This window comes from Empedobacter sp. EJD.6dd (genome assembly GCF_057369435.1).
In genome coordinates, this window is record NZ_CM170667.1 from 2,928,841 (window position 1) to 2,940,800 (window position 11,960).

Sequence of the window (11,960 nt, forward strand, 5' to 3'; positions counted from 1 at the left end):
ATTGAAAATCATAAAAGTGATTTTTGGAGTTGCCTTGCTAATCGGTTTGATTAGTTTTACGGTGATTAAGAATGCTTCGCGTACCGTGAAAAAATTAGACGTGGCATTTGTTCAGCCCGTTGATAATTATTTCATCAATGATGAATCGATTCGAGATATTATCAATAAAGATGGAAAAGACATTATGAAACAATCCTTGAGAGAGGTTAATGTAAAAGACATCGAACAAAAAGTAAGTGAGAGTCCCTTTGTGGATTCTGTACAGGTAAGTAAAGATATAAACGGACATTTACGACTTGATATAAAAGCGAATACAGCAGTTGCTCGAGTGAAAACGTTGACAAATGAATTTTATTTGACATCTAAAGGTGAAAAAATGCCTTTATCTAAATTAAGTTCAGCGGATGTAATTCTAGTTTCTGGTGATGTAAAACCGAGTGAATATGAAGATTTGAGTAAATTTGTACAAGCTTTAAAAGCTGACGATTTATTAAAAAATCATATCATTGCCATTCAAAAAGTAGGACAGCGTTCATTTAATTTAATTGTAAATACAGGAAACTATTATATAGAATTAGGAACACTCAACAACTTTGAACAAAAGTTACATAATCTGAAGTTGTATTATAAACAATACATTGATTTTATAGGAACAGAAGATTATGAAAAATTGAGCTTGAAATTTGTAAACCAAGTTGTAGCAACCAAACGAATAAAAAATGGAAAACAATAGTAAGATTGCAGTTGGACTAGACATCGGGACTACAAAGATTGTAGCACTTGTCGGACGAAAAAATGAAAATGGAAAAATCGAAATTCTTGGACACGGACAAGCGAAAAGTTTGGGTGTACACAGAGGCGTTGTGAATAATATTACACAAACCATTAATTCGATAAAAGAAGCAATTGATAAGGCTGAAAAATCTTCAGGAATCAAAATTACTGACGTAACAGTTGGTATTGCAGGCCAACATATTCGTAGTTTACAACATAGTGATTACATTACTCGTACCAATTCAGAAGATGTGATTGATGATAATGATTTAAAATTATTAACGAATCAAGTTTACAAATTGGTAATGTTACCAGGAGAAGAAATTATCCATGTTCTTCCACAAGAATTCAAGGTTGACAACGAAGGAGAAATTCGCGAACCAATTGGTATGTATGGAAGTCGTTTAGAAGCTAATTTCCATGTAGTAGTTGGACAAGTTTCATCTATCCGAAATATTGCACGATGTGTAAAAGCAGCAGGTTTACGTTTGGCAAGTATCACATTAGAGCCTATTGCATCATCAAGTGCTGCACTTAGCGAAGAAGAAAAAGAAGCTGGTGTTGCGTTGATTGATATAGGTGGTGGAACAACTGATATTGCAATCTTCAAGGATAATATCATTCGTCACACATCTGTTATTCCATTCGGAGGAAATGTGATTACAGAAGATATCAAAGTTGGATGTTCTATCATTGGAAAGCAAGCCGAAGCTTTAAAAGAAAAATTTGGTTCTGCTTGGCCAGGAGAAAATAAAGAAACAGAAATTGTATCGATTCCTGGATTAAAAGGACGCGAAGCAAAAGAAATATCATTAAAAAGACTGTCACAAATTATTCATGCACGTGTGCAGGAAATTTTGGAACAAGTATATTTGGAATTGAAAAACTACGGTTGCGAAGATCAAAATAAAAAATTGATTGCAGGAATCGTTTTAACAGGTGGTGGATCTAAATTGAAACACATTCGTCAGTTAACGGAATATGTAACTGGAATGGATGTAAGAATTGGATACTCTAACGAACATATTGTTGGTGCTAAAGCAGAAGAAATTAGCGGACCAGAATATGCAACATCTGTAGGTTTATTAATGAAAGGTTTAGAAGAGTTAGCGGAGAATTACCATAACGAAATCTATGAAAAACCAGTAATTAATAACTTAAATAACCAAGAAGAATTAGAAATTGGAATTCATCCATCTCAACCAAAACAAGCTAATGCTACTGCTGAAGTTGTGGTGGAAGTAGAAGAAGAAATCAAAAAACCTAAAAGGGAAGAAATAGTGGACGAATTCTTGGATCAAGAAATTGGTGATAGAAAAGAAACTAAATCTAAGCCTGAAAAGAAAAACTTCTTTTCGAAATGGACGGATAAATTTATCCAAATGATCAACGAAACTGAATAATAAGAATAAACTAGAATAAATTACGAACCAATTTAATAAGAAGAATATGAGTGATATGTTAACAGGAGATATTGTGTTCAACTTACCAAAGAGCCGATCTCAAGCTATCAAAGTAATCGGAGTAGGTGGTGGAGGTAGTAATGCCGTAAACTACATGTTTGAACAAGGAATCGCAGGTGTAGAATTTGTGATTTGTAATACGGACTCACAAGCATTAGCAAACAGTCCTGTACCAACAAGAATTCAGTTAGGTCAAGCGATCACTGAAGGATTAGGAGCTGGTGCAAATCCTGAGGTAGGAGAGCAATCTGCTATCGAAAGTATGGATGATGTAAAAGCTGTATTAGACGAAGGAACTAAAATGGTATTTATTACTGCCGGAATGGGTGGTGGTACAGGAACCGGAGCAGCGCCAGTAATTGCTGGTATTGCAAAAGATATGGATATTTTGACAGTAGGTATTGTAACAGCGCCATTCTTTTTCGAAGGAAGAATGAGGTTGGAACAAGCCGAAAAAGGTATCGAAAAATTAAGACAAAACGTAGATTCATTGATTGTTATCAACAATGATAAATTACGTGAGTTATACGGAAACTTAGGTTTCAAAAACGGATTCTCTAAAGCTGACGAAGTTTTAACAACTGCAGCAAAAGGAATTGCAGAAGTTATTACACAACACTATGCAATGAATATCGATTTACGTGATGCGCGTACAGTACTTAAAAATTCTGGTACAGCTATCATGGGATCGGCACAAGGTTCTGGTGAAAACAAAGCGAAAGATGCTATTTCTTCTGCCTTAGATTCTCCATTGTTAAACAACAACAAAATTACAGGTGCACGTAACGTATTGTTATTGATTTTATCTGGTAATAACGAAATTACAATGGATGAAATCGGAGTAATTAATGATTATATTCAACAAGAAGCTGGTAATAGTGCAAATATTATCATGGGTATTGGTGAAGATTTAGATTTAGGAGATTCTATTTCTGTAACTGTTGTTGCAACTGGTTTTCCAACAGAAGATCAAGCTTATACAGGAAAAGAAGAACAAAAAATTGTACATACATTAGAGGAAGAACAACCTATTAATAAAACATTATCTGTTGATCAACCTTTTGTGAATCGTGTTAAACCAATGACGTTAGATTTTGGACGTTCTGCAGCTTCTCAACAAGCTCCACAAACGCCTCAACAAAATCAAGCACCAGAAGCTCCGCAAAACAATTATCGTCAAGCAGATATAAATCAAAATTTTCAACAACAATCATATCATAACACACCAGAGCAATCTTTTGAAGAAAATAATGCTCCAAAACGTTATGTTTTAGATGATATTGAAGATGAGCCTGTACAGGAAAAACGTTCTTACGATGATTTCGAACCACGTTTAAAATCTGATTTTAATCGTCCACAAGAACAAACAAATAATGTAAATAACAATCAAACATATAATTCATATTCTAATCCAGTAGCTTCGGAACAGTCAAATTATCCACAAAATAATTATACTGGTTACCAAGCTCCGAAAAACGATGGAAATGTAGAGCCAATTCAATCTAACATGTCACATTCAACAGCCTCACAAGCAGAACAAGTGCAAGTTGCTGTAGATCCATTTAGTCAGCCAATAGAGCAATCAACTGATCCTGAATTGAACAATATGATTGAAGAGAGAAGAAATCGTTTGAAACAATTTAATTTTAAATTTAACAACACGATGACAAATTCTCAGGTAGACGAGTATGAAGCAATTCCTGCGTACAAGCGTCAAGGATTGAATTTATCTGATCGTAATGATAATCAATCTTCTGATTTTTCTGTAGGAACAAATAGTAATAACGAAACGCAAATTCGTCCAAACAATTTTCTACACGATAACGTAGATTAATAAACGATCACTCGTAAAAAATATTCTTATTATAGAAAAGGTTCATTGCTTTTGCGATGAGCCTTTTTTTGTCTTAAATTTGTAGTCTAAAAGCAAAAATCATGAATTTAGAAACTCAAATAATGGCACAGTTAAAAGAAGCAATGAAAGCTAAAAATACTGTTGCTTTAGAAGCTTTAAGAGCTGTAAAATCTGAATTATTATTGGCAAAAACATCTGGTGCTAATGGTGAATTATCAGAAGATCAAGAAATTGCTTTATTACAAAAATTAGTAAAACAACGCAAAGAGGCTGCCGAACAATTCGAAACAAATGGACGCGCAGAATTAGCAGAAAAAGAATTGGCACAAGCAGAAGTAATTCAACAATTTTTACCTGCTCAATTAACAGACGAAGAATTAACAGTTGCAATTACAGAAATTATTGCAGAAGTTGGCGCTACTTCTCCAAAAGATATGGGAAAAGTAATGGGAGCTGCATCTTCTAAATTGGCTGGTAAAGCAGAAGGAAAATTGATTTCGGCTAAAGTAAAAGATATTTTAGCTAGTTTATAATTGATTTTTAAATCTTTAAAAATTAAGAAAAGGTAAAGTTTTGTAAACTTTACCTTTTTTGTTTCTTTATTTGATAAATTTCTTCAAATTATACAAAACGATTAATCATTGATTATTAATGTTATATCAGATTTAAATAAATAATTGCCAAAAAAATTGGGATTCAATGTTTATTTTAACATTAAATTAACAAATCGCTGTAAGCATCTAAATTAGCAAAGCACAAGAGATTTTAGAATTAAAAATCAATCGATTAGAATAATTCTAAATAAGAAGCTGTTTATACCCTTAAATTTGCAAAGTAAATCAGAAAAATCTAAAGGATGACGAAAAGCATTACAGCGTTTATAGCAATGTTAATGATTTTTCCAATAGCAAATGCTGATGGTAAAATTTTTAAGGATTCTGGTAATAATGACACAATTATTATGCCAGCTTCTGAGAAAAGATTTAGTAACGATATTGATAATGATACCATCAAAGAAGATACATTATCAGTTGAAGATGAAAAGTTGGTTGGAGAACTTATCGAGAATAGTGCTCGAAAAATCTCGACAGGAGTTGTTTCTTGGTATGGAGACAAATTCCACGGACGCAAGACAGCTAGTGGTGAAACGTATGACAAACACGAACTAACAGCTGCCCATAAGTCTTTACCATTTGGTACGAAAGTAAAAGTTACGAATATCAGAAATGGTAAATCTGTAGTTGTCGAAATCAACGACAGAGGTCCATACGCTAAATCTAGAGTTTTAGACTTAAGTCAAGCTGCATTCAGCGAAATTGGTCACACCAACACAGGGGTGATGCAAGTTGAATACGAAATTATCAAAAGCGAAGACTAATAACAAGACTAAGATGTTCAGAAAAAAAATTAAAAGGTTTGAGAATTTATTTTCAAACCTTTTTTTATTTAAAACAAAAAAATCCTGATAAATGACTATCAGGATTTAATATATGTTGTAAGACTAATCTTAATCTAAAATTTTAAGAACTTTAGTTGTACGTGCTCTTGAAGCTTCAACTAATTCAGCTTGTGCTAAATCTTCACCATAAGAAGGAATCATTGCTTTGATCGCTTCGTTCCAATTATTTTTCATCAAATCTGGGAAACATTGTTTCATCAAGTTCAACATTGCACTAACAGATGTAGATGCTCCTGGAGAAGCTCCTAATAAGGCAGACATAGATCCATCTTGAGATGTAACGATTTCTGTACCAAATTTTAAAGTTCCTTTTCCATCTTGTTTTTCGATAACTTGTACACGTTGTCCAGCAGTCTGTTCAAACCAATCTTCTAATTTAGCTTCAGGTAAATATTCTCTTAACTCTTCTACTTTTTTAGCCTTCGATAACATAACTTGTTCAATCAAGTATTTTGTTAAATCGATATTGTTTAAACCACAATTTATCAAAAATCCAACATTACCTAAATTGACAGATTTAAATAAATCGCAGTTAGAACCATATTTTAAAAATTTTGTAGAAAATGTTGCAAACGGACCAAATAATAATGACTGTTTTCCATCAATAACACGTGTGTCTAAGTGTGGAACAGACATTGGAGGTGCTCCAAGTTTTGCTTTTCCATATACTTTTGCATGATGTTTTTTGATTACTTCTTCGTTTTGACAAATTAACCATTGTCCACCAACAGGAAAGCCACCAAATTTTTTCGATTCTGGAATTCCAGATTTTTGTAACAATAAAATTGCTCCTCCACCTGCTCCAATAAATACAAAATCTGCATTTAAAGCTTTATTATTTCCAGATTTTAAATCCTTTACTTTTACAGCCCACTTTCCGTTATCAAGACGAGTTAAGTCTTTTACTTCGTGTTCTGTTTCTAATGTAATTTCATTTTTATCTTGTAAACCTTTAAAAATTTGACGAGTTAATTCACCAAAATTTACGTCAGTTCCCAAGTTCATATGCGTTGCAGCTACTTTTTCGTTCCCTTTTCTACCATCAACAATTAATGGAGCCCATTCTTTGATTTTAGAAACATCTTCTGAATATTCCATATCCTTGAATAATGGATGTTGAGATAACTTTTCGTAGCGTTTTCTCAAGAAATTAACATCATCATCGCCCCATACAAAAGACATGTGTGGAGTAGGACGCAAGAATTTTTCGGGAGAAGAAACGTAATTATTTTCGACTAAGTAAGACCAAAATTCTTTAGAAGTTTCAAATTGTTTTGCAATATTAATTGCTTTATCAATATTAACCACTCCATCTTTGTCCATTGGTGTATAATTCAATTCACAAAAAGCAGAGTGACCTGTTCCAGCATTATTGAAAGCGTCAGAACTTTCAAATCCAATCTTATCTAATTTTTCGAAAACAGAAATCTTAATATTCGGATTTATTTTTTTAAGAAGTATGCTTAGGGTAGCACTCATGATACCAGCACCAACTAATACTACCTCTTGAGGTTGTTTTTCCATTTCTCAAAAATATATTTACATTGCAAAGGTATTAATAAATAGCCTTTTTTGCGAAATTATACGCAGAAAAAACAATGATTTTTTACATAAATTATTTTGAGTTGGATTTTTTTTTCATTTTTAATTGTTAGAAATATCATTTGTTTCTGTATTACCAATACTTTCAATAGTGTCTTTACTTAATAAATCAGCTTCAAAAGCTTTTTTATTGACAACTGTAGTTTTTGTTATTGAGTCATGCCAACCATTTTCACCTAAGAAACTAAATGCTTCGAAAGGAATTACTCGACATAGGCTTCTCATAAAAAAATCTTTTGTAGTAGGAGTTGAACCATCTATCATAACCACTTTTGTTCCTGTAATTAGTTTTCCTATAGTTCGTCCTTTTGTTAGTATTTCTAAAGTTGAATAATAAATAATAACACATATAAGTCCGATAATATTATAGAAAAAATCATTTTGAGGTAAATTAAAACCTAAAGTCATTGATAATATTCCTAAAAGAATACCAATTAAAAAAGTAAAAATTAGAAAACAAATTATATCTATAATATAATTGATAAAACGTTTTCCTTTGTCTGCTTTATGTTCGCCTACGATGTAATCTTGATACATAACGATTAATGTTAATTAGTTGTAAATATATAATAAACATGAAATTAGTAATAATATTTTATGAGAAAGAAATAAGTTTATATTTTATCTTCCATCCATCGTCTAAGGTTGATGTAATTGGTGTTTCTACGTAATAAACTTTGATTATCCGAATCTCTTAAAAAATCATCTAATTCTCGGAAGGCTTTTACTTTTTCATTTGGATACAAGTCATTCAATTCAATAAAAAACAAACTAATTTTTCGCGTAATAATGTTACTATTTTTCATCTTTTTACAAAACTGATGCGTTTTATAAGAATAGGTATCCAATTCTTGATCGTTTCCAGAATCATACAAATTCATCATAATCAAAACCAATGTATAAAAATGTAAATCTTCTTGAATAGTCGATTCACTATTGATGATTTTTTGGCAGTATTTGAACGAATTATCCCAATCTTTATTTAGAAAATAGTAGGCAGCAATTTTTAGATAAAGTACCAAAATATGGTGGTTATCAATTTTATGGTAATGCGATTTAATTTCGCGTAAAATATCTTTTATTAAAAAAGGACTGATGTTTTCTTTTGGATTGATAAAAAAATAATTCAATTTACTATTGAATTTATTGATAAACCAAAGCGCTTCTACATTATCATTCTGAGGTAAAATGTCGTAAACTGATTCCAACTTATCAAACCAAAATTTAAATTCTTCAGAATTTTTTTTCAGGTATAAAATCTTTAATAAATAGCTATTTCCTTTAATAAACCAAACCGGATGACTAAGAATACGTTCTTTTTTTTCGTAGAATAATTCTACCCATTTTTTCGAAAATTCATAAGCAGAATCTAAATTCTGTGTCAACATCGATAACCAAACATTTGCTTTATAAAACCAAAGCTTTTCTTTGAATTTTAGGCGTTTGAAATTAATATTTTGTGTTTCGGAATCGAAATAATTTTGAATCTTGTCTATTTCTTCTTTGTCTTTTGCATATCCATTTTCGAGTAAAATACTATACAATTTCAACGATAAATTAGATAATTTACTTGCTTGTAAATTCTGTAAACTCAACTCTTCCGATTGTTTTATCAATTGGTCTGCGCGCCCATAAATACTACGTGTTATAAATTGTGATTCTATAATTTTCTCAAGCTCTAAAATGTCATATGCAATTGCTTTTTCATCAAAATCTAATGCTTGAGATTTGGCTTTGTCTAACATTTTGAGACTTTGTTTGTGCAATCCTTTTTGATATAAAATGGTAGCAAAATCAAACTGTTCACGTATTTGCATTCTCGAATTTTGTTGAGAAGGATTCATTCTCAAACTAATTAAAATTTGTTTGTATAAATGTGCTTTTAGATTTGATAATTGTTGTTTTGTTGTAATTTTTTTCTTTAAAATAACATTTTCATCATACTCTTCTAATTTGTCTAAAGCATCAAATAATAATAAAAATTTTGCATCTGCATTTATCTGCAAACGGTTAACGTAAAGCTTAAATTGGCGTTTTTCAGAGCGATTTAAAGACTTAATTAAACTAAAAAGAGAATCTTTATTATGATTTGACATTGTAATGAAATTGAATTTAAAATATTGGTAATAAATGTTTTAAATTAATTAAAACATCTTTAAGAATTGTAAAAGGTATTTTGTTTTAGAAATTTAAAGTTAGCACAATTTTAATTTTACATCACAATAACAATCAAAACAAATTGCTATGAGTGCTGAAAAGATTCAAATTTTTGATACGACGCTAAGAGATGGAGAGCAAGTACCAGGTTGCAAACTAAACAAAAAACAAAAGTTAGAAATTGCTGCGAGATTAGATGAATTAGGAGTGGATGTGATAGAGGCTGGTTTTCCAATTTCAAGTCCAGGAGATTTTGAAGCGGTAAATGCAATTTCGAGATTGGTAAAAAATGCAACAGTATGTGGATTAACTCGCGCAAACAAAAAAGATATTGAATCTGCTGCTAAAGCATTACAATTTGCAATTAAACCAAGAATTCATACAGGTATCGGTACTTCCGATTCTCATATTATTCATAAATTCAATTCGAATAGAGAAGCAATTATAGAAAGAGCTGTAGAAGCAGTAGCTTATGCAAAAACGTTTGTAGATGATATAGAGTTTTATGCCGAAGATGCAGGAAGAACAGATAATGCTTTTTTAGCGCAGGTTTGTGAAGAGGTGATTAAAGCTGGTGCAACAGTGCTTAATATTCCAGATACGACAGGTTATTGTTTACCATTTGAATACGGAAATAAAATAAAATATTTAAAAGATCACGTTCAAGGAATTGATAATGTTATCATTTCTTGTCATAATCATAACGATTTAGGTTTAGCTACTGCTAATGCGGTTGCAGGAGCTATTAATGGAGCACGTCAAATTGAATGTACGATTAATGGAATAGGTGAACGTGCAGGAAATACAGCTTTAGAAGAAATCGTTATGATTTTTAGACAACACAAAGAACTTAATTTTTATACTGATATTAATGCTCAAATGTTAACAGAGTTAAGTCAATTAACTTCTGAAACTATGGGAATGATGGTACAGCCAAATAAAGCGATTGTTGGATCGAATGCATTTGCACACAGTTCTGGAATACATCAAGATGGTGTGATTAAAAATAGAGAAACATACGAAATTATTAATCCAGCAGATGTTGGAGTAAACGAATCATCTATCATTTTAACGGCTCGTAGTGGACGTTCTGCTTTAGCATATCGTCTAAAAGATATTGGTTTTGATACAACTAAGAATGAATTAGATGTTTTGTATGAACATTTTTTAGAAATAGCAGATTCAAAGAAAGAAGTAATAAAAGAAGATTTAATTGGATTAATGCATCAATTTAATCAAACAACACAAAGAAGATTTGCATGAGAACATTGTTTGACAAAGTTTGGGACGCACACGTTGTAAGCCAAGTAGAAAACGGACCGCAAGTTATTTATATTGATAAACATTTAATTCATGAAGTTACAAGCCCACAAGCTTTTGCAGAATTAGAGGCGAGAAATATACCAATTTTTAGACCAGATCAAATTGTTGCTACAGCCGATCATAATGTGCCAACAATTAATCAAGATCAGCCGGTTCGAGATCCTTTATCAAAACAACAATTAGAGCAACTAGCGATTAATTGTGAAAAAAATAATATCGAATTTTATGGCTTAGGACATCCATATCAAGGAATTGTTCACATTATTGCTCCAGAATTGGGTGTTACGCAACCAGGAATGAGCATGGTTTGTGGAGATAGTCATACATCAACACATGGTGCTTTCGGAGCAATTGCATTCGGAATTGGAACAAGTCAAGTGGCACAGGTTTTTGCAAGTCAATGTTTATTGATTAACAAACCAAAATCAATGCGCATTAAGGTAAACGGAAAATTGAATCCGAATGTTCAACCAAAAGATGTGATTTTATACATTATTTCTAAAGTTGGAACAAATGCTGGAACTGGATTTTTCTGCGAATATGCTGGAGATGTTTTCGAGAATATGACGATGGAAGGACGTATGACAGTTTGTAATATGTCGATCGAAATGGGGGCTCGTGGTGGAATGATTGCGCCAGATCAAACAACTTTCGATTATTTAAAAGATAAGCCATTTGCACCGAAAGGTGAGGAGTGGGAACAAAAAGTAGCGTATTGGAAAACGTTACCAAGTGATGCAGATGCTATTTTTGATGAAGAAATAGAATTTGATGCAGCTGATATTTATCCGATGATTACGTTTGGAACAAATCCTGGAATGGGAATTTCTGTAAAAGATATGATTCCTTCAAAAGATTCGTTAAGCGATAATAAAAAAGAATCGTTTGAAAAAGCGTTGAAATATATGGGCTTCCAAGATAATCAATCGATCATCAATCATCCAATTGATTATGTGTTTATCGGAAGTTGTACCAATGCTAGAATCGAAGATTTGCGTCAAGTTGCAGATTATGTGAAAGGAAAACAACGTAACGAACATGTAACGGCGTGGATTGTTCCGGGATCAAAACAAGTAGAAAAACAAGCAATAGAAGAAGGTTTGGATAAAATTTTTGAAGCTTCTGGATTCAAATTACGCGAACCAGGTTGTTCAGCTTGTTTGGCGATGAATGACGATAAAGTACCAGAAGGAAAATATTGTGTATCGACTTCCAACAGAAATTTTGAAGGTCGTCAAGGACCAAATTCAAGAACATTATTAGCAAGTCCTTTAATTGCAGCAGCAGCAGCAATTCACGGAAAAATTGTTGATATCAATTAAAATTA

Annotated in this window: 10 protein-coding genes; 7 read left to right on the top strand and 3 right to left on the bottom strand. The window is 32.0% G+C overall.

Annotation, left to right across the window (positions count from 1 at the left end):
• Position 1 precedes the first annotated feature (1 nt).
• The 5 genes from AC2I98_RS13725 to AC2I98_RS13745 all read left to right on the top strand — a co-directional run bounded on the left by AC2I98_RS13725 (position 2) and on the right by AC2I98_RS13745 (position 5,470).
• Positions 2-733 carry a cell division protein FtsQ/DivIB gene (locus AC2I98_RS13725; RefSeq protein WP_486412225.1) on the top strand — a complete coding sequence of 244 codons (732 nt, stop codon included), beginning with the start codon at positions 2-4 and terminating at the stop codon, positions 731-733.
• Positions 720-2,177 (top strand): cell division protein FtsA, encoded by a 1,458-nt coding sequence (gene ftsA / locus AC2I98_RS13730; protein ID WP_486412226.1) that lies wholly within the window; start codon positions 720-722, stop codon positions 2,175-2,177. The genes AC2I98_RS13725 and ftsA overlap by 14 nt, the downstream gene beginning before the upstream one ends.
• Before the next feature lie 55 nt (positions 2,178-2,232).
• Complete coding sequence (ftsZ, locus tag AC2I98_RS13735) at positions 2,233-4,071, top strand: cell division protein FtsZ (RefSeq protein ID WP_486414081.1); 1,839 nt, start codon at positions 2,233-2,235, stop codon at positions 4,069-4,071.
• 101 nt (positions 4,072-4,172) lie between these two features.
• Positions 4,173-4,625 carry a GatB/YqeY domain-containing protein gene (locus AC2I98_RS13740; RefSeq protein WP_486412227.1) on the top strand — a complete coding sequence of 151 codons (453 nt, stop codon included), beginning with the start codon at positions 4,173-4,175 and terminating at the stop codon, positions 4,623-4,625.
• A 323-nt stretch (positions 4,626-4,948) separates the two neighbouring features.
• Positions 4,949-5,470: a septal ring lytic transglycosylase RlpA family protein gene (locus tag AC2I98_RS13745; RefSeq protein ID WP_486412228.1), complete on the top strand. Its 522-nt coding sequence runs from the start codon at positions 4,949-4,951 to the stop codon at positions 5,468-5,470.
• A 129-nt stretch (positions 5,471-5,599) separates the two neighbouring features.
• On the opposite strand, the gene mqo is transcribed toward AC2I98_RS13745, so the two are convergent.
• From mqo to AC2I98_RS13760, 3 genes are all read right to left on the bottom strand, one after another.
• Entirely contained in the window at positions 5,600-7,075 is a 1,476-nt protein-coding gene (mqo, locus tag AC2I98_RS13750) for a malate dehydrogenase (quinone) (RefSeq protein ID WP_486412229.1), read from the bottom strand.
• A 120-nt stretch (positions 7,076-7,195) separates the two neighbouring features.
• Positions 7,196-7,690, bottom strand: coding sequence for an RDD family protein (locus AC2I98_RS13755; RefSeq protein ID WP_486412230.1), 495 nt, complete (start codon positions 7,688-7,690; stop codon positions 7,196-7,198).
• Positions 7,691-7,767: 77 nt separating this feature from the next.
• Positions 7,768-9,249, bottom strand: coding sequence for a hypothetical protein (locus AC2I98_RS13760; protein ID WP_486412231.1), 1,482 nt, complete (start codon positions 9,247-9,249; stop codon positions 7,768-7,770).
• Between the two features lie 148 nt (positions 9,250-9,397).
• Here AC2I98_RS13760 and AC2I98_RS13765 point away from each other — a divergent pair, with 148 nt between their 5' ends.
• Complete coding sequence (locus AC2I98_RS13765; protein ID WP_486412232.1) at positions 9,398-10,573, top strand: 2-isopropylmalate synthase; 1,176 nt, start codon at positions 9,398-9,400, stop codon at positions 10,571-10,573.
• Complete coding sequence (gene leuC, locus AC2I98_RS13770; protein WP_486412233.1) at positions 10,570-11,955, top strand: 3-isopropylmalate dehydratase large subunit; 1,386 nt, start codon at positions 10,570-10,572, stop codon at positions 11,953-11,955. The genes AC2I98_RS13765 and leuC overlap by 4 nt, the downstream gene beginning before the upstream one ends.
• Positions 11,956-11,960 lie beyond the last annotated feature (5 nt).

Excerpts from the sequence above, each read along its gene's own strand:
- ftsA (WP_486412226.1), top strand. The coding sequence starts at position 720 with ATGGAAAACAATAGTAAGATTGCAGTTGGACTAGACATCGGGACTACA.
- ftsZ (WP_486414081.1), top strand. The coding sequence starts at position 2,233 with ATGTTAACAGGAGATATTGTGTTCAACTTACCAAAGAGCCGATCTCAA.
- AC2I98_RS13740 (WP_486412227.1), top strand. The coding sequence starts at position 4,173 with ATGAATTTAGAAACTCAAATAATGGCACAGTTAAAAGAAGCAATGAAA.
- AC2I98_RS13745 (WP_486412228.1), top strand. The coding sequence starts at position 4,949 with ATGACGAAAAGCATTACAGCGTTTATAGCAATGTTAATGATTTTTCCA.
- mqo (WP_486412229.1), bottom strand. The coding sequence starts at position 7,075 with ATGGAAAAACAACCTCAAGAGGTAGTATTAGTTGGTGCTGGTATCATG.
- AC2I98_RS13755 (WP_486412230.1), bottom strand. The coding sequence starts at position 7,690 with ATGTATCAAGATTACATCGTAGGCGAACATAAAGCAGACAAAGGAAAA.
- AC2I98_RS13760 (WP_486412231.1), bottom strand. The coding sequence starts at position 9,249 with ATGTCAAATCATAATAAAGATTCTCTTTTTAGTTTAATTAAGTCTTTA.
- AC2I98_RS13765 (WP_486412232.1), top strand. The coding sequence starts at position 9,398 with ATGAGTGCTGAAAAGATTCAAATTTTTGATACGACGCTAAGAGATGGA.
- leuC (WP_486412233.1), top strand. The coding sequence starts at position 10,570 with ATGAGAACATTGTTTGACAAAGTTTGGGACGCACACGTTGTAAGCCAA.